Raw genomic sequence first — 24,774 nt, forward strand, 5'->3', positions numbered from 1 at the left:
ATTAAAAAAACATACTATGAAAATAGTTCAACTTCCTATCCTTATTTGTTTAATTGCACTTACATCCTGCAAAAATTCCGAAGGAAACCTCATTCCCAATAGCGAAACAACCGCAAAAGAGAAACCTTCCAAAGATAAAGTAAGAGAACTTTCTGAAGCCTTTAAAACCTATTGGTACGCTGGTAATGCTGAAATTACTTCGTATAAACTCTTGCAAGAACGTTATGGTGAAGTACGGGAAGGGACGGCCGTAAACATATTTGTGACAGAGGATTTTCTAAAGAAGGAACAAGTAAAAGCCGATAACGCTTCCGAAGAAAACATTCCCGTCCTTAAACTGAATCAGACCAAAAAATACGTCACGGGTATTTATCCCTATTCAGTAATGACGAGTATTTTTACCCCAACCAACAGTAAAAACAACGCCATAAAAATTTCTCATTCCACTCAGGAATGGTGTGGACACGTGTATGTGCAATTAAATAATCGTGAGGATTTTAAAATCCAGTCACACTCGTATTTTGAAGGGGAAGCAGACCAAGAATTCTCCCTGGAAAAAACGTGGCTGGAAAATGATCTTTGGAGCTATATACGGATGAATCCCGAGGAACTCCCAACTGGTGATTTTACCATGATTCCGTCTTTTGAATATTTCAGGATGAGCCATAAAAAAATAGAAGCGCACGAGGCTTCAGCAAGTGTTACTGTGGGAGATTCTATTTCAAATTATGAAGTGATGTACCCTTCTTTAAAACGTAAATTAAAGATTTATTTCAGTAGTACATTTCCCTATACTATTGAGCGATGGGAAGAAACAAACGCCAACGGATTGGTGACTTCAGCAGAAAAAATGAAGCGTATACAAACAGCATATTGGAACCAAAAAAGCACTACTTTTGAACATCTAAGAGATACATTAGGACTATAAAAATGAATGATTTTTTCTATATACACGGTATTCAATCCATTAGTGTTATTGCCTTTTTGGTAATACTACGGTCGATTTTAATTCTGGTCACCAAACGCTTTGCTCGAAAGTTTGAGCGTGTTGAACATCGTACAGGACTTATACTAAAACATATTAATTACGCTACATTATTTTTAGCTGTATTATCTCTGGTGATTATTTGGGGAGTAGATTTTAAGAATTTTGGTTCGGTAATACTTTCGGTATTTGCGGTGATTGGGATTGGTTTTTTTGCACAATGGTCTATCTTAAGTAATATTACCAGCGGTATTATTATGTTTTTTATCTTTCCATACAAGATTGGTGACTATATTAAAGTGCATGACAAAGAGCATAATTATGAAGGAATAATCGACGATATTAAAACCTTTCATATTATTCTTAAAACCGAAAAGGGAGAAACAATTACCTATCCTAATAGCTTAATGCTTCAAAAAGGAGTGAGTGTTTTAAAACCCGAAGAAATGGATCTTGTAAGCCAAATTTTCCATTCTAATAGTCTGGAAGCTATAGAAAAAAAGGAGGATGACAAAAATGTTAAAGAACAGCCAATAGATTAATGTAAGGTAGCATTTTCGGTATATTTGATACTCTAGAAAAATATAGAACAATGCTCAAAAAATTGTCTTTATCCCTCCTATTATGTATAGTTGGTTTTACCTCTCTCACCGCACAACAACCTAGCAAGCCCAAAGCTTCAGAAATATACCACAACCTTCAAAAATTAAATTTCATTGGTTCTGCCCTCTATATAGCAGCGCATCCCGACGATGAAAATACCAGGCTTATATCGTACCTGGCAAATGATGTAAAAGCTAGAACTGCTTATCTTTCTTTAACTCGTGGCGATGGTGGGCAAAATCTCGTAGGGCCTGAAATTAGAGAACTTTTAGGCGTAATTCGCACCCAGGAATTATTAGCCGCTCGCCGTACCGATGGTGGGCAACAACTGTTTACACGTGCTAACGATTTTGGCTATTCCAAACATCCCGACGAAACCCTCGAAATTTGGAACAAAGATGAAGTATTGGGCGATGTAGTACGAGCTATTAGAAAATTTAAGCCAGACGTAATTATAAACCGTTTTGACCATCGCAGTCCGGGAAGCACACACGGGCATCACACTTCCAGCGCTATGTTGAGCGTGGAAGCTTTTGATTTGCTAAATGATGCCAGCAAATATCCATCGTCTGCAAAATTATACGGTACCTGGCAACCCAAAAGTTTATTTTTTAACACCTCCTGGTGGTTCTACGGAAGTAGAGAAAAATTTGAAGCAGCAGATAAAACTAATCTAGTTGAAGTACAAACAGGAAATTATTATCCTGCTCTCGGGCTTTCCAATGGCGAAATAGCTTCTTTAAGCCGAAGCATGCATAAATCGCAAGGTTTTGGGAGTACGGGCTCACGTGGCGCAGAAACTGAATATTTAGAATTTCTAAAAGGAGACTTACCCAAAGATAAAACCAATGTATTTGATGGAATTGATACCTCCTGGAATCGTCTGGATGGTGGTGCAGCGATTGGTGCGATTTTGAATCCGTTGGAGGCCGATTTCAATTTTCAGAATCCTTCTGCTATGTTACCACAGTTGACGCAAGCGTATGAGTTGGTGAAAAATTTAAAAGATACTCACTGGCGAGTTATCAAGCTAAAACAATTAGAAACGTTGATATTAGATTGCGGCGGGATTTTCCTGGAAGCCGTAGCAAACACCAACGCCATTAATCCAAATGGAACCTATGAAGTAACATTGGAAGCCATTAACCGAAGTGATTTTCCAGTAGTCATTAACAGTATAAAATCTGTAAAGGGTGAGGTACTACTAGCTATAGATAAAAAATTGTTACCTAACGAAAAAAAGGAGTTTTCGCTTACGGTTACTTCTACTTCAACCAAAGTTTCATCACCATATTGGCTGAATGAGAAAGGCACATTAGGAATGTACAAAGCGCCTGAAGAAATGATTGGTTTGCCGGAAACCCCTGCTCCAGAGCAAGTGGTGTTTAGTATTCAGCTACAAAATACCGAAATTTCAATTGCAAAAGATGTGGTGAATAAATTTAATGATCCTGTTAAAGGAGAAGTGTATCAGCCCTTAGAAGTTTTACCCGTAGTGACCTCTAGCATTCCAGAGAAAGTATTAATTTTTTCTTCAGAAGAAAGTCGTCAAGTACCTGTTACGGTAACGGCTGGGAGGGATAACATCACAGGTTCGGTTACCTTACAACATCCAAAAGGGTGGCAAGTAACGCCAGCTCAGGCTGTTTTTAATATTGAAACCAAAGGACAAACACAAACACTACAATTTACGGTTACACCTCCCAAAGACCAAAGCGAAGGCTATCTGCGATCTTTAGCACAAATGGGGGATCAATTTTTTGATAAAGAATTGGTGACTATAGATTATGATCATATTCCTTATCAGCGGGTATTATTACCTAGCGAAGTTAAAATTGTAAGAATAGGCATTGAAAAGAAAGGTCAAAACATTGGTTATATAGAGGGTGCTGGAGATGCCATTCCACAAAGTTTACGCGAGATTGGGTACGATGTAACCACCATTGCCCCTTCTGAAATTGTAGCCGGCAGCCTAAAACAGTATGACGCAATTGTAGTAGGGATACGAGCCTACAACACAGTTCCCGAATTGGCTTTTAAACAAACCGAACTCAATACATACGTAGAAAACGGCGGTACTCTTTTATTACAATACAACACCTCGCACCGCTTGGTAACCCCAGACATTGGCCCCTACACCATTACATTATCACGGGATCGTGTTACAGATGAATTTAGTAAAGTGACTATTCTAGCACCAAAACATCCTGTTTTAAACAGCCCCAATAAAATTACTCAAGCCGATTTTGATAACTGGGTACAAGAACGTGGTTTGTACTTCCCAAGCGCATGGGATGAAAAATTCACGCCTATTTTAGGGATGAAAGACAAAGATTATGACGAAAGCAAAGGATCGCTTTTAGTAGCCCCTTATGGAAAAGGATACTATATTTACACAGGCTTAAGCTTTTTTAGAGAATTGCCTGCGGGTGTTCCCGGAGCGTATCGATTATTTGCTAATTTATTGTCTATTGGGAAATGATTTTTAATTAACTGGTTAATTTGGTAATTAGTGAATCAATAAAAGCCAAAAGAAATGTTTAGATAAAAATTAAATAAAATAATTAGCAACCCTAATTAACTAGTTATCCAATTAACAAAACAAAAAATGCAAACAGACGACATCGTAGAAAAAGTAAAAGACAAGTTTGTCTGGAAGTGGAAATATACCATGGTTTTACTCCTAAATGCTGGATACATTGTTTTGTTTTATTATATCATGAAAACTTACGCCTAGATGGAGCAAATAGATTGGATTGTACTTATAGGCACCCTTGCGTTTATCGTTTTGTACGGTACGTATAAAGCACGTGGAAGTAAAAATGTAACCGATTACCTAAAAGGAGGTAACGAATCTAAATGGTGGACCATTGGATTAAGTGTAATGGCTACACAGGCAAGTGCTATTACGTTTCTTTCAACACCTGGTCAAGCATTTCACAGTGGGATGGGGTTTGTGCAGTTCTACTTTGGACTCCCTATTGCCATGGTAGTCATTTGTTTGGTGTTTATACCTATTTACCACAGACTGAACGTTTTTACAGCCTACGAATACCTAGAAACCCGTTTCGATTTAAAAACCCGAACGCTCACAGCTATGCTGTTTTTAATTCAACGCGGATTAGCAGCGGGAATAACCATTTTTGCTCCTGCAATAATCCTTTCGGCTGTGTTGGGCTGGAATCTTATTTACCTTAATGTAATTATTGGTGTTTTAGTAATTATTTACACGGTAAGCGGTGGTACCAAAGCTGTGAGTGTAACTCAAAAACAACAAATGGCGATTATCTTTTTAGGAATGTTTCTCGCTTTTCTAATTATATTAAATTATTTACCATTGGATATCTCCTTCAACAAAGCGTTGGAAATTGCTGGCGCCAGCGGTAAAATGGAAGTTCTGGATTTCTCTTTCGATTTTGAAAACAGATATACCTTTTGGAGTGGACTCATTGGCGGAACATTTTTAGCCCTCTCCTACTTTGGGACTGACCAAAGCCAAGTGCAGCGCTATCTCTCAGGAAAATCTATTAAGCAAAGCCAAATGGGCCTGATTATGAACGGGCTGCTAAAAGTGCCTATGCAGTTCTTTATTTTATTGGTTGGCGTAATGGTTTTTGTGTTTTATCAATTTAACGCCTCGCCTTTACACTTTAATCCTGCTGCCGTAAAAGACGTAATGAGTTCTGAATATGCTTCGGAATATGTGGCGTTGGAAGATGAAAAGAAAGGAATAGATGCGCAATTACGAACAGCACAGCTCACGTTTTCGGAAGCTGAAAGTGATTCAGAAAAAAATACCCTGAGTGCTGAAATTTTAAACCTTCAGCAACAAGAAGAAACACTCCGTGAACAATCTAAAGCGGTTATTAAAAAAGCAAATCCCAATGCCGAAACCAACGATAAAGATTATGTCTTTATCCATTTTATCTTAAACAACCTTCCACGCGGATTAATTGGGTTGTTATTGGCGGTTATCTTAAGTGCGGCGATGTCTTCCACAGCTTCAGAATTGAATGCCCTTGGCTCCACAACTGCCATTGACCTCTACAAAAGAAATGTAAAAGGAAGAACCGACAAACAATATGTAAATGCCAGTAAATGGTTTACGATGCTTTGGGGAGTGATTGCCATTTTAATTGCCTGTGTTGCCAATTTATTTGAAAACCTGATAGAACTAGTAAACATCATCGGTTCTATTTTCTACGGAAATGTATTAGGCGTATTCTTACTTGCCTTCTTTATAAAATACGTAAAAAGCAATGCCACATTTATTGCTGCACTCATTACACAAGCCATAGTTATAGTGGTTTGGTGGCTAGATATTATGCCGTATTTATGGCTTAATTTATTTGGCTGCGCGGTTGTGATGGGAATAGCTGTATTGCTTCAAGTAATTTTAGGGAATACAACCACAAAAACTCCTGTTTCCAGCGAAGGTTAAATTAGCTATCTTTAAAATAGCAAAAATTCTTTGTATGGAAAATTTTAACTGGACACAGTTTACCCGTAAAATTCCGATTTCTGCATCTGTAGAAACACTCTACAAAGCCTGGACGGTACCTTCTGAAATTGAACGCTGGTTTTTAAAAAATGCTACTTTCATTGCCAATGATGGTAAAAAAAGAGCGCAATCTTCTGGGATACAAAAAGGGGATGCGTACGAATGGAAATGGTATCAATGGGATGGGGTTGAAAAAGGCAGCATTGTTTCGGCTAACGGTACAGATACACTTCAATTTACATTTGCAGGAGATTGCCAAGTAGACATCTCTTTACAATCGTATGAAGACGTAACCATTGTTTCGTTATCACAAAAAAACATTCCAACTACAGATAAAGCTAAGGCCGATATACGACTTGGTTGTGATCGCGGATGGTCTTTTTACCTGGTAAATTTAAAGTCGGTGTATGAAGGAGGACTGGATTTACGCAACAAGAACACGAACATCCCAGCTATGGTGAATAGCTAATCCGGCAAATCTTTTATAAATATTTTTGCGACAAACGCATAATAGATATTTTTCTTGGGTAAACTTTCACCACGGTGGCGAGCCACTTTAATTTTATTGATGGTGAGAAGAATGATCACCACAAATCCTAGAACAAGAAAAAACGAAAGGTAATAAGCCACAACAGATTTTTAAGTATAACAACAATATTATAATAATTGTCACGAAAAATCTAATGGAATTGGTTTGAAAATGGAATGTAAATTAACTTGATTGCTTCTTTTTTTAACGTTTTTACACGTTTCAAGCTTTTCATCAAATCGTACATGTAATCTCTGAAGTTATAATTTATAAACTACGTACTTAAAAAAGTTTTCTTGGCTTCTTCAAACTCTAAAACCATTTCTTTCACTAGTTGAGCCGCTGGTTTTATATCGTGAATGAGCCCGGCAATCTGCCCTATTTCTAACTCTCCATCTTCCAAGTCACCCTCAAACATACCCCGTTTAGCACGTGCTCTTCCTAACAGATCGATAAGCTGTTCTTTTGTTGGACTTTTTGTGTAGAGTTCCATCACTTCACTAAAAAATTTATTTTTCAGCATTCGTACGGGAGCCAATTCTTTTAGTGTTAACAAGGTATCTCCTTCTTTGGCTTCCACCACCATTTTTTTAAAGGCCTGGTGTGCGCTACTTTCTTCAGAAGCTACAAAACGGCTTCCCACCTGTACACCATCTGCTCCTAATATCATTGCGGCCAGCATACCTTTTCCGTTGGCAATTCCTCCAGCTGCGATTAAGGGAACGCTAATTTGCTCTTTAACCATGGGAATTAAAGTAAAGGTTGTAGTTTCTTCTCTCCCGTTGTGACCTCCTGCTTCAAAACCTTCGGCAACTACTGCATCTACTCCTGCTTCCTGAGATTTTAATGCAAATTTCACACTGCTTACCACGTGTACTACTGTGATTCCGTTATCTTTTAAATGCTGTGTATACGTCTTAGGATTTCCTGCGGAAGTAAAAACAATCTTAACGCCTTCTTCAATAATTATTTGAATAATTTCTTCCAGATTGGGATACAACATAGGAACATTTACGCCAAAAGGTTTATTGGTTGCTTTTTTACATTTTAAAATATGTTCCCTAAGCACCTCCGGGTACATGGAGCCAGCGCCCAGAAGTCCTAATCCACCTGCGTTACTCACAGCCGAAGCCAATCTCCAGCCGCTGTTCCAGATCATCCCAGCCTGGATGATAGGATATTGTATATTAAAAAGTTGGGTAATCTTATTTTGCACTATTTTTTCAATATTTTAAAGTTATTTACCACCCCTTCAGCAGTAATACTAGCAATATAAATCCCTCCTGAAAGTTCAGAAATATTCACTTTATTTTCTACAGCTGAAATTTCTTTTGTCATCACTTTTTTTCCTAATACATCAAATATAGTAACCATAGCCCTTTCGGTTTGCTGCGGAAAAGATACGTTGAAAATATCCACTACTGGATTTGGGTAGATAGCAAATGTTTCCTTTAGCAATTGGTCTTCAATTCCTAAAACTTGCAAGGCATTATAGGCATCTTCAAAATTTGGGATCCCGTAGCCCATTTCATCTGTTGGATTATTAAATAAATGCGCAGACTGGCGTATCACATCCATAACTCTACTGTTTTTTATTTCAGGTCTGGACTGCCACAAACTAGCTACAGCCCCTGCCATAATTGGAGAACTGAAAGATGTACCATTATTTTCTACAACAATCCCATCTTCATTTACGACAGCCGCATCCCGTCCTTTTGCCATCACATCTGGTTTTATACGTCCATCTACAGTAGGTCCAATAGAACTAAAATCGACATAATCACCCTCCGAATCTACAGCTCCAACCGTTAAAATCCCTTTAGAATCTCCAGGGGTTGCCACAAAAGTAAATCCGTTACCATCATTTCCAGCAGAGGTTACCAATAGCATTCCCTTTTGAAACGCAAAGTTTCCACCACGAGCTGCGATGGTTGTTTCACCGTCAAAATCTTCGTAGGTATGATCGTACTGTGGATAATCTGGAAAATCTTGATAGCCCAAAGAAGTATTTACTACATCTACTCCTAAGCTATCTGCTCTTTCTAGCGCTTCAACCCAATATGCTTCTTCCACAGGGTTTTCATCATCATTGTCTTCTGTTACATAAAGATAGAACGATGCTGCCGGAGCAGTGCCCACAAATTTTTGCGCACCGTCAAGAAATGCACCAATATCACTAAAGGTTTTGGTACCATGATTAGACCCTGTACTTGATACATTTGGAATTCTATCAACAAAATTATAGGTATCCAAAAGACGTCCTTCTGAAACAACATCTGCAAATGCAGGGTTCGTATTTACGCTAGGAAAACCGCTATCTAAAACAGCTATTACCATTCCATCCCCTGTAAAATCTTGCTCGTGAAGGAAATCTGCAGCAATTTGTTCTACTTGATTTCTAGCCTCCCCATAATCATATACTATTCGGCTCGGTTCATTTTCAATTTTGAATTTATCTTCAGTATTTCTCTGAAATGGTTGTTTGTTCAAATTTTTATCTGCAAATTCGACTTCAGTAACAAACGGAAGATTTGTTAATGCATCAATATTAGATTCGGATCCTCTTACATACACAGCATTCATCCATTTACTCTTAGCATGGACAGTAATTCCTGATGTATTTTTAAGTTGCGTAATATAGGCTTCGTTTACAGGCACATCCAATGCGTCTATTGCAATATTGTGCATTGCTTTTCTATCGATAGCTTCCTGAGTTAAAATAGAGATAGGGTTTGCAAGAGAGGCAGCCACATCTTCTTTATCGGCAAAAAAAACTAAAGCATCTTGTTGTGCTTTGGCTATGGTGGCAGATAACAACACCACTACTAGAAGTAATTTTTTCATATCGATTTTTTAAAACAGTTCTGCGTACATATGCAAAACCGAAAGAGTAACTGTTATTTCTTTTTTTAGGAAATCACACCGCTGCCCAATAATTCTTCGTTTTTATACCAGGCTACAAACTGTCCTTCGGTAATGGCAGACTGCGGATTCGTAAAGATAACATAAAGCCCCGAACTAGTACGATGTAGCGTAGCACTTTCCAGAGGTTGTCGGTATCGTATACGTGCCATAACATCCATAGTTTCGTCTACTTGCAACTGTAAGTCTTTACGAACCCAATGTAGTTCATCCTCACGAACAAATAAGCCCCGCCTATACAATCCTGGATGATTTTTCCCCTGGCCGGTATAAATAATATTTTCTTCTACATCGGTCGCAATAACAAAAAGCGGTTCTTGATGTCCGCCTACGGCCAAGCCTTTGCGTTGGCCATTGGTAAAATAATGTGCTCCTTGATGGTTCCCTACTACTTTTCCATCGGTTTTTTTATATTGAAATTTTGCCGAAAGTTCCTCCAATTCATTTTCTACTGAACTGATTGCTTCATTTTTGTAGCCTTCAAAATCTGAAGCTACTTCAACAATATCGCCTTTTTTAGGTGCCAATTGTTGTTGTAAAAATTCTGGCAAACGCACTTTACCAATAAAACATAGGCCTTGAGAGTCACGCTTTTCTGCTGTGACCAAATCCTGAGCAGCTGCTATTTTACGAACTTCAGGCTTTAATAATTCTCCAATAGGAAATAAAGTTTTCGCCAATTGTTCTTGCGATAATTGACATAAAAAATACGATTGATCCTTGTTAGGATCTTTCCCGGCTACTAATTGATGTATGGTTTCCCCTTCTTCTACAAAACTTGACTTTCTACAGTAATGCCCCGTTGCTACAAAATCTGCTCCTAGACTAAGTGCAATTTTCATAAAGACATCAAATTTAATCTCTCTGTTGCAAAGTATATCTGGATTTGGAGTACGTCCCATTTTATATTCACGGAACATATAATCTACAATTCGCTCTTTATATTGCTCACTTAAATCTACTGTCTGGAAAGGGATGTCTAACTTTTGAGCCACTAACATGGCATCGTTACTATCTTCTAGCCATGGGCATTCGTCGGAGATGGTTACCGTATCGTCGTGCCAGTTTTTCATAAACAGCCCAATAACATCGTATCCCTGCTCTTTGAGTAAATAAGCAGCCACACTGGAATCTACTCCACCGCTCAATCCTACTACTACGCGTTGTTTCTTTTTCATTTGAGTGCAAAGATACAGTCTGAAAATAACAAATTACAAAAACCGAATTCCAAAACACTATATCACTATTGGTCGGCTCTATAAAAATTAATTTTTTATCTGCGGTTTAGGATAGGTTTCTTCTAATTCTACTTTTCCATTTTTAAAGTATTGCCACAAACCGTGTTTCTTGCCGGTTTTGTAGTAGCCTTTTATGGTTACGTTGCCATTGGCATCGTAATATTCGGCTGGGCCGTGCAGCATATCGTTGTGATAAACAAGTTTTTTGAGCACTACACCTTCAGGGGAATAGTATCGGTTTTCGCCTTGCTTAATTCCGTTTATATATGTTATTTCCTCAGTAATTTTTCCATCAGGATAATACGTGGTTTGCACGCCATCCATCTTGCCGGCCACGTATAGTTCTTTACTCATTACTTGTTTTGACTTCTTTTGATAGTACAACCACTCCCCTATTCTATCCTTACCTTCCATTTGGCCTTCGCTTACTAGTTTCCCTTTAATGGTGAAGTATTTCACATCGGCAATAGAACTGTTGGCTTTAAAATCTTTGGTTGTAGTTGGTTTGTCACCGCACTCTTCGCAGTAAAACTTAAAAGTGCCCACCTCATTACCATGGTCAAACTCACCTTCGTAACGAAGTTGTTTGGTATTGGGATAAAATTTCTTCCATACACCGTGACGTTTTCCCGCTTCGTCAACTTTATTGACATCTTGGGCAACTGTAATGTTTGCTGAAATAAGTGCAACAATAAAAAAAATGAAGGTACGTACCATAAAATTTCGCTTTAAAGAATAACGTAGATTACAAAACTCTATTGAATCTCAAACTCCCTTTTTCAAAAAGAATGCCAGAATGAAGTACGAGCAAAATACAAAATACGAGTGGAAAAATTACAAAATAATTGCTCACCTCCCACAAACTCATAGCTCACCACTACTTTTTCTTTTTCTGAGTCTTTTTCTGTTCTTCAGCTTGCTCCATCATATCGGACATTTTTTTCTGAAAACGATTTTGTTTCTTCGGCGTCTTCTTTTTTACTTGTATCTGCGCGTGAATTTTATCTTCGTCAATTATATAATTCTTAATTACCAGCATAATACCAATAGTAATTAGGTTTGATGTAAGATAATACAAAGACAGTCCACTCGCGTAGTTGTTAAAGAACACCAACATAAACAAAGGAGATAGATACATTAAGAACTTCATATTTGGCATGCCAGGTTGCTGTTGGGCTTGCATACTTTGTCCTGTACTCATGATCATATACGCTCCAATAGCGATAGAGGCTAAGATTGGAAACAAACTTACGTGATCTCCATAAAATGGAATCGTAAACGGAAGTTCTGCAATGGTATCGTAACTTGATAAATCTTCAGCCCACAAGAAACTTTTTTGTCTTAAATCGAATGCTGTTGGAAAAAATGTAAACAAGGCGTAGAACACCGGAATTTGAAGTATTGCCGGCAAACAACCTTTCAACGGGCTGGCTCCTGCTACGTTCTGAAGCTTCATCGTTTCCTGCTGAATCTTCATGCTGTTTCCTTCGTGTTTTTTCTTTATCTCATCAATTTCAGGCTTTAAAACCTTCATTTTTGCCTGAGAAAGGTATTGTTTGTACTGCACTGGAGATAAGGCCAGTTTTATCAATACCGTTAACATGATAATGGCAATACCAGCTGGTAAGAAACCACTTAAGAAACCAAATAAAGGAATTACAACATATTTGTTAATCATCCCGAAAATCCCCCAACCTAATGGCAGGGCTTCATCCAGATTTCTATCGTAATCATTAAATATCTGGTAATCTGTTGGACCGTAATACATATTCATGTTTTCGGCCAGGGATCCTCCTTTTGGTTCTAATAAGATTTTAGCACCATATTTTTTGGTAAAAACAGTATCTACTTCTTCATCTATTACATAATCCAGTGAAGAAAAAGCAACTTCTTTAAATGGTGTATCTGTCAGTAACATGGAGCTGAAGAAATGCTGGCGGAAATTCATCCAGTTTACATCCTTTTCTACCTCAGCATCTTCACCCGTTGGGTCTAGTTTGCTGAAATCTTCATCGTCGTGCTCGTAGGTTAATCTTGAATATCGGTTCTCATAAGAAATACTCTTAGCGTGACGATATCCTTTTAAATTCCAATCTAAGTAAATTGGGGAAGACGTATCCATTATACCTTCTAATCCTTGCGATTTTATGCTGAAATCCAACATATATTCACCAGGTATCAATGCATAGCGATATTCAATAAAAGAATCTGTACCAGATTTTAAACGCATCGTTAGTACATTGTTCTCTCCACTTTTGGTTAAGGAGGGTTCAAAATAGAGATCCCGAGTATTGAGCAATCTATTTTCAGCAGTAAACTGAAGATTAAAATCGTTGTTTCCGTCTTTAATTAAATACACTTGCTCTCCCGTGAAGGTAGTATGTTCTTTTAACATGGCTTCTACAACATACCCACCTTTGTTGCTTACTTTTAAAATAAGAACATCATTCTCTACTGTAGTAACCGCATCGGTTGCCGAAGGTAAAGTTCCTGAATATGCAAAAGAACCCAATCTGTTTTTTAAGCCTTCCACAGCTAAAGAATCTGTGGCAGCTGCCGTATTAATTTCGGTTGGCGTAACTTGCTTGGTTGTGGTAGAATCCTGAAGGTTTGTAGTTTCGTTGGCTACTTGCTCTGTGGTAACTTCATCTTTTGCTTGTTCGTCTTTGTTCATATACAGCATCCAGATAAGGATAGCTCCAATGATTAAAAAACCAATCAGCGAATTTTTATCAAACTTTTTTTCTTCCATACTTGTGCCCGCGCAGGCGGGTATCTATTAAAATCTTTTCAGAGTTGCTGTGACACTTCGACAAGCTTAGTGTAACACAAAATTGTTTTATTCGTTTTACAACAACTTCGCCCTAACTGAATAAAGCGACACATTGTCTTATTTTATTTTTGAATGTTCGTGTGCAGCTTTTACAAATGCCACAAACAACGGATGCGGATTCGCAACCGTGCTTTTATATTCTGGATGGTATTGTACCCCTACAAACCAGGGATGTTCAGGTATTTCTATAATCTCTACCAGGCCTGTTTTTGGATTAATTCCAGTGGCTCTTAAACCAGCTGCTTCCAATTGGTCGCGATAGGCATTGTTGTATTCATAACGGTGACGATGGCGTTCCTGAATAATATCATCTTCATACACACCGCTCACAATACTATTATCTTCCAACGCACAATCCCAGGCTCCCAAACGCATGGTTCCGCCCATATTTATAATATCTTTTTGATCTTCCATTAAGTTAATAACAGGGTGGTCTGTATGTTTACTCATTTCACTGGAGTTTGCATCTGCCAAGCCAAGGACATTTCGGCTGTATTCAATCACAGCCATTTGCATCCCAAGGCATATTCCCAAGAAAGGAATATTATTGACACGCGCATATTTTACAGCTTCCACTTTGCCTTCAATACCACGCTCACCAAAACCTGGTGCTACTAGAATACCATCAAGTCCGTGAAATTGTTCCGCAATAGTTATCGGGTCAATATGTTCAGAATGGATAGAAACAATATTCACCTTCACTTCATTTTCGGCCCCGGCGTGTATAAAAGATTCTAATATTGATTTGTAACTATCCTGTAATTCAACATATTTACCAACAAGACCAATTGTTACATTGCCTTTAGGGTTTTTATGACGTTTCAGGAATTGATTCCAATGATCCAAATTGGGCTCCGTATCGTCTTTCATGTTTAGTTTTGAAAGCGTCACTTTGTCCAAACCTTCTTCCAACATCATATTTGGGACATCGTAGATTGTAGAAGCATCTATAGATTGTATCACGGCTTCTTTCTGCACATTGCAGAAAAGCGCTAACTTTTTACGTAAATCATCACTTAATTCGTGTTCGGTACGACACACTAAAATATCGGCTCTAATACCGCTTTCCATCAATGTTTTTACCGAATGTTGCGTAGGTTTTGTCTTTAATTCTCCCGCTGCCGAAAGATAGGGCACCAAGGTTAAATGAATTACCAAAGCATTTTCGTCTCCTAATTCCCATTTTAATTGACGAACAGATTCAATATAAGGTAAAGACTCAATATCACCTACCGTTCCACCAATTTCGGTAATTACTATATCGTAATCCCCGCTTTTGCCAAGGATTTGGATGCGTTCTTTAATTTCGTTTGTAATGTGGGGAACCACCTGTACAGTTTTACCTAAAAATTCGCCACGACGTTCTTTTTCAATAACGCTTTGGTAAATGCGACCTGTGGTTACATTATTAGCTTGTGACGTAGGTACATTCAAAAAGCGTTCGTAGTGACCTAAATCTAAATCGGTTTCGGCCCCATCATCGGTTACATAACATTCGCCGTGTTCGTACGGATTTAAAGTTCCGGGATCTACGTTAATATAAGGATCTAATTTTTGAATGGTCACACGATATCCTCTGGCCTGCAGTAATTTGGCCAGCGATGCTGCTATAATTCCTTTTCCTAAAGATGAGGATACTCCGCCCGTTACGAAGATGTATTTTGTAGTGTTCATGGATGCCTTTGCTATGTTCGCTATACGGGATGCAAAGGTATGTATTTATTGGTACAGTATCCTGAAATTTAATCAGAAACTTCCAAGTGTATTTGTTTGCTGTTTTTAGAATTTATTTTACTGAAAAATCACTACTTTGGCTTTATGGTTTTAGACACATTAGAAAATAGCACTACATATCTGGGTTTACACAAGAAAGCCACCGCTGCCTTTCAGTTTTTAAAGGAAAAAAACTTGCAGGAGTTAGCTGAAGGCACCTACGAAATTGACGGTAAAGATTGTTTTGCCATCGTGATGAGCTACACAACTAAACCCAAATCTGAAGGTTTTTCTGAAGCACATTTCAACTATATTGACATCCAATATATAATTTCTGGAGCCGAAAAAATAGGCACTGCTATCTTGAAAAATCAGCAACCCTTCGAAGTAAATAAAGAAAAAGATTACGCATTCTTTACCTGCGAAACTGAAGACTTCACGCTAAACGAAGGCTCTTTTGCTATATTTTTTCCGCAGGACATCCATCAAACGTGTATCGTAGTTGAGACACCTAAGCCTTTAAAGAAAGTTGTTTTTAAACTCAAGATTGATTGAGAGAAATACTCTCTATTGGCACTTTAAAAACACTTCAAAAAATTCAATATTTTTCTATGTCATCCCTAAAGTTAAACTTACGTGAAGTAGGCATTCACACTATTATCAATTAGGTATCTTGGTAGTATAAAATTATACAACTATGAAAAATTTAGGATTGTTGGCAACGTTAAAAGCCAAACCAGGAAAAGAAAACGAAGTACAGGAATTTATAAAAGGGGCTGTAGAATTGGCTCGCAAAGAAGACAAAACCCTTACGTGGTATAGTTTTAAGATTGACTCCAACACCTTTGGAATCTTTGACACCTTTGAAACTGAAGCAGGGCGCGACGCTCACTTACATGGTGACATTGCTAAAGCATTGATGGCAAATGCAGACAGGTTACTTTCTGTACCACCGGATATTAAAAAAATTGAAATTCTTTCAAGTAAATAACAACTTAAAATTTCTACATTTTGCGTTTCTATAAATGAGGAACGCCTTAACAATTTAAAAATATATGATGAATACCATAAATTTAAAAACTGCAGAAAATATAATTACTGCTGCAAAAGAAAAAGCAAAAGAATTAAACACCAAGATGAATATTTGTGTAGTGGACGCAGGTGCCAACCAAGTAGCATTTGTGAGAATGGACGGAGCTTGGTTAGGCTCGGCCGATATCGCACTTAAGAAAGCAAAAACAGCTCGCTTTTTTGATATGAACTCTGGTGAGATTGGTAAACTTTCGCAACCTAATGAACCACTTTTTAATATAGAACATTCCAATGGCGGACTCATAAGCTTCCCTGGTGGCGTTGTTTTAAAAAATAAGGACGGCGAGGTAATTGGCGCTGTTGGCGTAAGTGGTAGTTCTGTAGAGAACGATCACGAGGTAGCTACTGCAGGTGCAAACGCAATGTAATTAGTTACCTTTTAACTAATAGAAACAGCGCTCTTGTAGCGTTGTTTTTTTTTAAAAGGGATAGAAAAATTATAGCTATTATCGCTCGACTAAAGGCTTCAACAAGCCTTCCAGACCGTTTACTTTAATCTCGAACATTTCCTGCATCATGCGGCCCAGCTTGCCTTGCGGAAATCCTTTTTGCTGAAACCATACAAAATAGGTTTCGGGAAGAAATAACAAGCGCTGGTTTTTATATTTACCAAAAGGCATTTTATAATTAGCGAGTTCTTTTAGATGGTTGGGATCTGGGAACGGTGACGTACTGTTAGGATTTCCAGCGTTCATATTGTTTCAGTTCTTTAGCTATAAACCTACGCCATTGTATTTCTACAGGTTCGTTTTTGGAATGATCGGTTTCAAAATCGTATTTGGTTTGTAATTCTCTACGTGCATTTTCCAAATTTTGGTAAATTTTGTTCACCTCATCTTTCGGAGAGTTGGAAAAAGAAGTTTCTTCCATTGCCTTGCGTAGTTTACGGGCATAGAGTTCAGAAATATCAAAATGTGTTTGCTCGTGTTTCAGAATATAGGGCGATACTAAGTCTGGCTTGTACCAAGATAATTCAGGATAAAAGTTACAAAGCACTTGGTATTCCATCGTCATTTTTCCGTTTTTCACTTTATACGAAAATGAAAACGACACTCCACTATTGGTACTCGCCACATAGCTATGTCCTTGATCTGGCTGGCCTCTAAAATCTTTCCAGGTAAGTTGGCGATTTTCGTCCCATTGCATTTTTATAGCATCACCTTCTGGAGAAACGGAAAAAAGTATAAATAAAAAAGTTGCAAGAATTTTCATTAGTGTAGTAACGAATATTAGAAGAGTTTATTGAGCGTTTTCTTAAGATTACCCCCAATTAAAAGTGATTATCTTTTCAATGGCTGGATGTAGACTATGATGAACTGGGCAGGTATTACCCGTATTCTCAAGAATTTTTTGATTTTTTTCTGAAACGTTAGCTGGTAACGAAAAAACAATTTCAATTTTAGAAATTCGTCTTGGCTCTGTCGCCATTGTTTTGGTTACTAGCGCTGAGCTAGCTGTTAAATCTACACCTAAGCTGTGCGCCTTAATTCCCATTACGGTAAGCATACAATTGGCTAAGCCTGTCGCTACGGTATCGGTTGGTGAAAACGCTTCTCCTTTACCATTGTTGTCTGTAGGAGCGTCTGTTATGTAGGTACTTCCAGATTTTAAATGCTCACATTCGGTGCGCAGATTTCCTAAATATGTTACTTTGGAAGTGCTCATTTTACTACGTCAAATTGAAGTTCTTTGTTGTATTGTAAGATATACATTGCCCTATTTGCATACCCCGAATTAGATTGAAGCTCGTACCGAAATTTGTTTTCAATGTATTCGGTTTCAAACTCACCCATGGTTTCATCGTACAAATCATTCGAAGATGCAAGACGCAACAGTACATCATACGTTACATCGAAACCTCTAACGGCAAATTTGTTTGGCAAGACCCCATATTTATTATTATAACTAATTAAAAACGGCACCTTGTCGTCGTACGCATAACTCTTACTTACTGAAGGAAACGTTAAGCCTAACCTAGCCAAATTCATATTACTTATATCGTCGAAGTCGTATGCTTTGTTTTTATCTAAAGTAAACATCCTTAAATTATATCCTGCTGGCATGCCATTGAGTAAAGTAACCACATTACTTAACAAAACAGGATTCACCGTTTCTACAATCACCCAATTATCTGCACTACCACGAGACATGTGTTTGTCTATATCGCCAATATATAAATAGCCTTTATCTCTGGGTGTTATTATTTTTATGGAAGGAATTGCTGCCACAATTTTCCCTTTTTGCTTTGCTCGTTTAGCATCTGAAATTAATACTACATTTTTTCCAGCGCTATTCTCTTTGAGCCATTGTATCATTCCGTTTTCCAGCATTTCTTCTGAAGGTAATGTTTGGAACACATTACGCTCAGCCTTAATGTTTCGATTGCTCAACGGTGAAAAAACCGGAACGTTAGTCCTACTCAACGCCGAAGATGCTTTGTCCACATTATTACTACTTAGCGGGCCAATAACGGCATCCATGTTGCCTACATTATTATTTGAAATTATGCTACCAACTTTTAAAGCATTAGCCTCGGTATCGAATACATTTAAAGTAACTGAAATCCCTTTGTCTTTCGCAAATTCTGCGGCCATTAAGGCACCGCTATAAAAATCCAGGGCAATGCGCATCGTGCGTTCATTTTGTAATAATTCCTTATTACTAACAGAATCTACAGATGCCCTATTCAACATAAAAGGGAGCATCAAGGCAATTTTTTTATCACTTTTATTGCTAAGTCTACTTTCTAGGTTTACTTCTGAAATAGCTGCTAGAGAAGTTAGCTCATCCTTTTTCGGAAGTTTTAAAATCATGCCTTCTTTTAACCCATCTTTAGCGTACGGATTTAAAGCTACAATCGCTTCTTCAGTCAATCCAAATTTTACTTTTAAGCGGTAAAAACCTTCTTTCGGTTGTACTTCGTATAGTGTATATTTTTCGGTATCTACAGTTTCAGAAGCAACTTTATTGGCTGGAACATTCAGTTTTGTGGCTACTGGTAAATTATCTTCTAAGCCTGGATTCATTGCTTCCAGTTCGGCTACAGTAATACCATACATTCTTGCAATACCAAATTTTGTCTCCTTCGATTTTACGATATAAGTACCTTTATCATTTCCTTTAGAAGAATTCTCGGAAGTTGTAGTGTTATTCTTGGAAGGTCCTGTTTTTACTATCGGAATACGTAATTTTTCTCCTTTTTTAACCTGCTGTGCATACAACTGCTTATTGTATTTTTTTATGTCGTCCATGGAAACACCGTACTGCTGGGAAATACCGAAAAGTGTTTCTTTACGCTTCACTTTATGCGTTCTAAAAGAAACTGAATCTGTACTACTAATCACATCTGGCGATGGAATTACTAATACAGTATTCACCTTAACCCCGTCACGGGCATCTGGATTTAGGACATAAATTGCTTCTTGGGTCGTGTTGTATTGTTTAGCAATGCTAAAAACAGTTTCGCCTTTTTCCACTTTATGGCTTTTGTACGTTTCTTGTACTGGTGATGATAATGCGTCGCAACTAACTAGTATAAAGCTAGCTACGGCAATAAAAAGGATATATTTCAATGTTTGAATCAAGATTTTTTTCTTTTTCCTAAAAATACGGATAAAGCAGGTTTGTTCTTCTTAAAATATGATTAAAGTTGCAAGTGGCGTACCACAGCTTATTCCCACTCAATAGTTGCAGGAGGTTTGCTACTTATATCATACACTACTCTATTAACGCCTTTTACACGGTTTATTATATGATTGCTCGTTTCTTGTAAGAATTCGTAAGGTAAATTAACCCAATCTGCGGTCATTCCATCGGTGCTTTCTACAGCTCTTAAAGCCACAACTTTTTCATACGTCCGCTCGTCGCCCATTACACCCACACTATTCACGGGTAGTAAAATGGCTCCTGCCTGCCACACTTTGTCGTATAAATCCCATTTGCGAAGTCCTTCAATAAAAATCGCATCTACTTCCTGGAGTACACGTACTTTTTCGGGAGTAATAGCTCCTAAAATCCTAATGGCTAATCCTGGGCCTGGAAATGGGTGACGCCCCAGTAATTTTTTATCAATCCCTAACTGTGCTCCCACGCGTCGTACTTCGTCTTTAAAAAGCATACGTAAGGGTTCTACAATTTTAAGTTTCATAAAGTCTGGCAATCCACCAACATTATGATGGCTTTTAATGGTTACCGAAGGTCCGTTTACCGATACACTTTCAATAACATCTGGGTAAATAGTTCCTTGCGCCAAATAGGTTACGCCAGTTATTTCGTGGGCCTCGTCATCAAAAACTTCAATAAAAGTGCCGCCAATAGCTTTTCGTTTTTCCTCAGGATCCGACTTTCCAGCCAATGCCGTTAAAAAACGTTCTGAAGCATCTACTCCTTTTACGTTTAAGCCCATGTCTTTGTATTGCTCAAGAACGCTGTCAAATTCGTTTTTACGGAGTAAGCCATTGTTTACAAAAATGCAGTACAAATTTTTACCAATCGCCTTATGCAATAAAACGGCAGCTACCGTAGAATCTACACCACCGCTCAATCCCAACACCACTTTATCTAACCCAATTTTTGTTTTTAATTCTGCGACAGTTGTTTCTGCAAAAGCCGCTGGTGTCCACGATTGTTCTACACCTGCCATATTTACCAGAAAATTTTCTAATAATTGTTTGCCGTGAGAAGAATGATACACTTCTGGATGAAATTGTATGGCATAGGTTTCTTCGCCTTCAATTTTGTAGGCTGCGTTCATAACGTCTGCAGTACTTGCCAAACGCACACCATGTTCAGGTAGCTTAGCAATAGTATCGCTATGGCTCATCCATACTTGAGTATTCTCTGGAATATTCTCAAATAAGGCCTCACCGTCTTTAATCATGGAAAGTTTGGCTCTTCCGTATTCACGTAAATTAGAAGGTTCTACACTTCCACCGTTAAAATGTGCCAAGTACTGTGCACCATAACAAACGCCCAATAAAGGTAATTTTCCTTTAATATTTGAAAGGTCTGGATGGGCAGCATCTTCGCCTCTCACAGAAAGTGGACTCCCGGAAAGGATGACTGCTTTAAAACTGGAAAGGTCTGTTGGTACTTTGTGGAATGGATGAATTTCGCAGTAGATATTCAATTCTCTTACACGTCTTGCAATAAGCTGTGTATACTGCGAGCCGAAGTCTAGGATTAGGACGTTGTTTTGCATCTGCAAAAATACTACTTCGGTACAATTTTTCATATAAAATTCGGAGCATTTTATATGAAAAATCACTCAGCAGCCTTTTTGCTTGCATTTCATTAATAATTCTAATAAAATTAAAAGCTATAAGTTTATTGAAGTTAAGTATCTAAGCTGGCTGAGTGATTCCTTTAAAATGCTTTTAGCATTTTAAAGGAATTGTACCGAAGCCCACGTTAAACAAATCCTAATCCAGCTATCAAACTATTCATTCAATCATTTTTTGAGTAATTTTAACGGTATATGATAGACCAGGAATTGTTACGTACCCTAAGCGAGAATCTAGAAAATGAACTTCCCATAAATGAAGCTTTACCCGAAGGTGGTATGCTTCATATTGATAAAGTATTGCCGTATATCTGCGTGTATCGCTACAAAAAACCCGATTTATATTTTTCAGGTTTACTGAAAACTCAAGCGTCTTATTTAATTGTAAAGGATACGGTGAACATTTCAGAATTAATCGAAATACTGGCAGCTTCAGTTTCTAAAAAATTGAATTCTTTTCTTATTCTTGAAATGTGGCCCGTACGAAAGAATCACGATGCCGAATTTGAAATTTCCTGCCCAGAAGGTAAAGCACCAGCAACTATTAAAGCCTTAAAAGATGGTATTAACGAAATGCGATTGCTTTATCCTGAAGTCTCAGCAGTAGTTTCAGATACACAGCAGAGACATCCGGATGGCTTACATCCGTTACTGAACCTAGAACAAACCAAAGAAACGGGGAGTTTAATTATTGGATTAGCCGTCCCAACCATCTACCAAAGACCCGAAGAGAACCAAATGTTCTCCATCTTTTACCGAAAGTTTGCTAGTCATTTTTCTGAAGTCATCAAGCGTGCAGTGTACGAATTTATACGGGTGCAGACTTCCAATCCGTTTGCGCATTATTTAATGCTGGGTAAAACCAATCTGGACAGAATTACGATGGAAGCAGATGATACCTTGGCCGATATTAGCGAAGGCATGTCTTTTTTAATGCGAACCACACCCGTAAACAGCTCTCAGGAATGGGAGAATTTTCAAAAATCTAATTTTACTAAAAAACCTTCTTTTAATTACAGACTAGTTGCCCTGGATCCCGAACAGCAAAAACGGAAATTGTATGACATTCCGCTAGAGAAAGTAGACGATCCTACCCTAGCCTATATTTTACGGGACAAACGTCTTGAAATTGAAAAACAGCTCACTATGCTGGAAGAACGTGAAACAGACAGTTTTCGGTTTATTGGCGAAAGTTTATATGGCGCCATTAAAGAAGAAGTGCTCGTAGGAGCTCGGGATATCTTAACAGCCTTTCCCGAAGGTGACAATCCTTCAGAAATTGAAAAGTTTAACTGTCACGATTTTGCCGAACACGCTCAAAAAGAAATTGATTACTATCAGGAAAAATTTCCGAAGTTGACACTTTGTTTAGAGATACGAAAAGATGTAGCAGGGATTATGGTTTCAGAGACCAAATTGCTTATTAGCGATCAACTTTCTATGGACTCCAATCGTTGTGACGCTCTTATTCAGCACGAGGTTGCTACACACATTCTCACGTATTGCAATGGAAAAAGACAACCCATTAAACAAATGTACGCTGGCTTTGCTGGGTATGATCAATTACAGGAAGGACTAGCCGTGCTTGCTGAATACCTAGTGGGCGGATTAACAATTAATAGGTTGCGATTACTTGCGGGAAGAGTTTTGGCCGCGCATAGTTTGGTAATGGGGGCTTCTTTTATTGAAACTTTCAAGTTGCTAAATCAAGAACATAATTTTCCTTCTAAAACAGCCTACTATATTACCATGCGTATTTACCGTGGTGGCGGACTCACAAAAGACGCCGTTTATCTCGCTGGATTGATGAATGTACTGGATTATATTAAAAAAGGCGGGAAATTAGAAACCTTATATGCCGGGAAATTTAACACCAACCACGTGCCGCTTATTGAAGAATTATTACACAGAAACGTATTAAGAAAACCCGAACTCCCTAGATTTCTGGAACGAGAGAGCGTAAAAGAACGATTGCAAAAACTACGAAACGGAATACAACTTACAGAATTACTCAACTAAACAACAAACCTAATTATGAAAATAGCCTTTATTATAAACGACCACGCTACCGAAAAGCCCAATTATACCACCCCAGCTTTAGGATATGCCGCCTACAAACGAGATCACGAAGTGTTTTTTATAGGTGTGGGCGAATTGGCTTACGCCAGTGACGGCCATCTTTCTGCCCGTTGTAAAAGTGTTTCGGGAAAGACATTTAAAACCCAGGAAACGTATTTTAAGGCTGTTCAAAAGGAGGAATTTACGAGAATTACCTCTAAAGATCTGGACGTTCTATTTCTTCGGAATGATCCAAGCGATGAGATTGGAGAGCGCGAATGGGCACAAAATGCAGCCTTTATCTTCGGGGAAATTGCTACAAGAGACAATGTGATTGTATTGAATCACCCAAAAACATTGGCAAGTGCCGTGAACAAAATGTATTTCCAACATTTTCCTGAAATATTACGCCCAAAAACCATTATTTCCAGAGATCATCAAGAAATACGGGAGTTCTTTAAAGAGCAAAAGCATAAAATGATTCTTAAACCTCTCCAGGGATCAGGTGGAACAAATGTATTTATGATGGATAAGAAAAACGAACACAACCTTACCCAAACCATAGATGCTATTTGTCGCGATGGCTATGTAATCGCACAGGAATATTTACCCGAAGCTAAAAATGGAGACACCAGATTATTCTTGATGAATGGAAAACCTCTGGAAATAGATGGCAAATATGCAATGATGCAACGTGTAAATGCTAAAGGAGACATACGAAGCAACATACACGCAGGGGGGCGACCGGAAAAAGTAAAAATGACCGACCAAATCATGAAACTGGCCGATATTGTTCGTCCAAAATTAGTGCAAGATGGCATGTTTCTGGTAGGAATTGATATTGTTGGCGATAAACTTATGGAGATTAATGTATTTAGCCCTGGGGGTCTAAACGTGATGGGACATATGTACGAAGCCGATTTTTCCACAGTGGTTGTAAAAGCCATAGAGAAAAAAGTATATTACAACAATACGTATGAAGATTACCTCTTTAATAGTCGTCTGGCTACTTTATAAAC

22 protein-coding genes are annotated in these 24,774 nt (G+C 38.1%); 11 read left to right on the top strand and 11 right to left on the bottom strand.

Features of this window, described 5'->3' with window-relative positions:
* Positions 1 to 16 precede the first annotated feature (16 nt).
* The 6 genes from ACQ2HF_RS14955 (at position 17) to ACQ2HF_RS14980 (ending at position 6,558) form a co-directional block, all read left to right on the top strand.
* On the top strand, positions 17 to 928 hold the full coding sequence (locus tag ACQ2HF_RS14955) for a septum formation inhibitor Maf (RefSeq protein WP_432411225.1): 912 nt from the start codon (positions 17 to 19) through the stop codon (positions 926 to 928).
* Positions 929 to 930: 2 nt separating this feature from the next.
* A complete protein-coding gene (locus ACQ2HF_RS14960) occupies positions 931 to 1,527 on the top strand; it encodes a mechanosensitive ion channel domain-containing protein (RefSeq protein ID WP_432411226.1) in 597 nt (198 codons plus the stop codon).
* Between the two features lie 50 nt (positions 1,528 to 1,577).
* Positions 1,578 to 4,070: a PIG-L family deacetylase gene (locus ACQ2HF_RS14965; protein ID WP_432411227.1), complete on the top strand. Its 2,493-nt coding sequence runs from the start codon at positions 1,578 to 1,580 to the stop codon at positions 4,068 to 4,070.
* Between the two features lie 126 nt (positions 4,071 to 4,196).
* Entirely contained in the window at positions 4,197 to 4,325 is a 129-nt protein-coding gene (locus ACQ2HF_RS14970; protein WP_432411228.1) for a hypothetical protein, read from the top strand.
* Entirely contained in the window at positions 4,326 to 6,029 is a 1,704-nt protein-coding gene (locus ACQ2HF_RS14975) for a sodium:solute symporter (RefSeq protein WP_432411229.1), read from the top strand. It begins immediately after the preceding gene.
* 34 nt (positions 6,030 to 6,063) lie between these two features.
* Positions 6,064 to 6,558, top strand: coding sequence for an SRPBCC family protein (locus ACQ2HF_RS14980; RefSeq protein WP_432411230.1), 495 nt, complete (start codon positions 6,064 to 6,066; stop codon positions 6,556 to 6,558).
* 334 nt (positions 6,559 to 6,892) lie between these two features.
* Here the strand turns inward: ACQ2HF_RS14980 and ACQ2HF_RS14985 are convergent, their stop codons facing one another.
* The 6 genes from ACQ2HF_RS14985 to ACQ2HF_RS15010 form a co-directional block, all read right to left on the bottom strand.
* Entirely contained in the window at positions 6,893 to 7,834 is a 942-nt protein-coding gene (locus ACQ2HF_RS14985; RefSeq protein WP_432411231.1) for an NAD(P)H-dependent flavin oxidoreductase, read from the bottom strand.
* Positions 7,834 to 9,462 (bottom strand): S8 family serine peptidase, encoded by a 1,629-nt coding sequence (locus ACQ2HF_RS14990; RefSeq protein ID WP_432411232.1) that lies wholly within the window; start codon positions 9,460 to 9,462, stop codon positions 7,834 to 7,836. The genes ACQ2HF_RS14985 and ACQ2HF_RS14990 overlap by 1 nt, the downstream gene beginning before the upstream one ends.
* Positions 9,463 to 9,527: 65 nt before the next feature.
* Positions 9,528 to 10,718 (bottom strand): tRNA 2-thiouridine(34) synthase MnmA, encoded by a 1,191-nt coding sequence (gene mnmA / locus ACQ2HF_RS14995; RefSeq protein ID WP_432411233.1) that lies wholly within the window; start codon positions 10,716 to 10,718, stop codon positions 9,528 to 9,530.
* A gap of 87 nt (positions 10,719 to 10,805) precedes the next feature.
* Positions 10,806 to 11,495, bottom strand: a complete 690-nt coding sequence (locus ACQ2HF_RS15000) for a toxin-antitoxin system YwqK family antitoxin (protein WP_432411234.1) — start codon at positions 11,493 to 11,495, stop codon at positions 10,806 to 10,808.
* 160 nt (positions 11,496 to 11,655) lie between these two features.
* Positions 11,656 to 13,530 carry a membrane protein insertase YidC gene (yidC, locus tag ACQ2HF_RS15005; RefSeq protein WP_432411235.1) on the bottom strand — a complete coding sequence of 625 codons (1,875 nt, stop codon included), beginning with the start codon at positions 13,528 to 13,530 and terminating at the stop codon, positions 11,656 to 11,658.
* 138 nt (positions 13,531 to 13,668) lie between these two features.
* Complete coding sequence (locus ACQ2HF_RS15010) at positions 13,669 to 15,285, bottom strand: CTP synthase (RefSeq protein WP_432411236.1); 1,617 nt, start codon at positions 15,283 to 15,285, stop codon at positions 13,669 to 13,671.
* Positions 15,286 to 15,429: 144 nt separating this feature from the next.
* On the opposite strand from ACQ2HF_RS15010, the gene ACQ2HF_RS15015 reads away from it, so the two are divergent.
* The 3 genes from ACQ2HF_RS15015 (at position 15,430) to ACQ2HF_RS15025 (ending at position 16,784) form a co-directional block, all read left to right on the top strand.
* Complete coding sequence (locus tag ACQ2HF_RS15015; protein ID WP_432411237.1) at positions 15,430 to 15,879, top strand: YhcH/YjgK/YiaL family protein; 450 nt, start codon at positions 15,430 to 15,432, stop codon at positions 15,877 to 15,879.
* Positions 15,880 to 16,021: 142 nt separating this feature from the next.
* A complete protein-coding gene (locus tag ACQ2HF_RS15020; RefSeq protein WP_432411238.1) occupies positions 16,022 to 16,315 on the top strand; it encodes a putative quinol monooxygenase in 294 nt (97 codons plus the stop codon).
* Positions 16,316 to 16,379: 64 nt separating this feature from the next.
* Positions 16,380 to 16,784: a GlcG/HbpS family heme-binding protein gene (locus tag ACQ2HF_RS15025; RefSeq protein WP_432411239.1), complete on the top strand. Its 405-nt coding sequence runs from the start codon at positions 16,380 to 16,382 to the stop codon at positions 16,782 to 16,784.
* Between the two features lie 78 nt (positions 16,785 to 16,862).
* Here ACQ2HF_RS15025 and ACQ2HF_RS15030 read toward each other — a convergent pair whose 3' ends face one another.
* The 5 genes from ACQ2HF_RS15030 to guaA all read right to left on the bottom strand — a co-directional run bounded on the left by ACQ2HF_RS15030 (position 16,863) and on the right by guaA (position 21,616).
* A complete protein-coding gene (locus ACQ2HF_RS15030; protein WP_432411240.1) occupies positions 16,863 to 17,111 on the bottom strand; it encodes a DUF3820 family protein in 249 nt (82 codons plus the stop codon).
* A complete protein-coding gene (locus ACQ2HF_RS15035; protein ID WP_432411241.1) occupies positions 17,092 to 17,628 on the bottom strand; it encodes a DUF922 domain-containing protein in 537 nt (178 codons plus the stop codon). The genes ACQ2HF_RS15030 and ACQ2HF_RS15035 overlap by 20 nt, the downstream gene beginning before the upstream one ends.
* A gap of 48 nt (positions 17,629 to 17,676) precedes the next feature.
* The gene (locus ACQ2HF_RS15040; RefSeq protein WP_432411242.1) at positions 17,677 to 18,081 is read right to left on the bottom strand and encodes an OsmC family protein; all 405 of its coding nucleotides are present in this window, start codon (positions 18,079 to 18,081) and stop codon (positions 17,677 to 17,679) included.
* Positions 18,078 to 19,988 (bottom strand): LysM peptidoglycan-binding domain-containing protein, encoded by a 1,911-nt coding sequence (locus ACQ2HF_RS15045; protein WP_432411243.1) that lies wholly within the window; start codon positions 19,986 to 19,988, stop codon positions 18,078 to 18,080. Before ACQ2HF_RS15045 ends, ACQ2HF_RS15040 begins: the two co-directional genes overlap by 4 nt.
* A 98-nt stretch (positions 19,989 to 20,086) precedes the next feature.
* Positions 20,087 to 21,616 carry a glutamine-hydrolyzing GMP synthase gene (gene guaA / locus ACQ2HF_RS15050; RefSeq protein WP_432413106.1) on the bottom strand — a complete coding sequence of 510 codons (1,530 nt, stop codon included), beginning with the start codon at positions 21,614 to 21,616 and terminating at the stop codon, positions 20,087 to 20,089.
* A gap of 276 nt (positions 21,617 to 21,892) precedes the next feature.
* Between guaA and ACQ2HF_RS15055 the strand changes: the two genes are divergently transcribed.
* A complete protein-coding gene (locus tag ACQ2HF_RS15055; protein ID WP_432411244.1) occupies positions 21,893 to 23,716 on the top strand; it encodes a flavohemoglobin expression-modulating QEGLA motif protein in 1,824 nt (607 codons plus the stop codon).
* 15 nt (positions 23,717 to 23,731) lie between these two features.
* Positions 23,732 to 24,772 carry a glutathione synthetase gene (locus tag ACQ2HF_RS15060; protein WP_432411245.1) on the top strand — a complete coding sequence of 347 codons (1,041 nt, stop codon included), beginning with the start codon at positions 23,732 to 23,734 and terminating at the stop codon, positions 24,770 to 24,772.
* Positions 24,773 to 24,774 lie beyond the last annotated feature (2 nt).

Source organism: Rasiella sp. SM2506 (genome assembly GCF_050859505.1).
Taxonomy (GTDB): Bacteria; Bacteroidota; Bacteroidia; order Flavobacteriales; family Flavobacteriaceae; genus Marinirhabdus.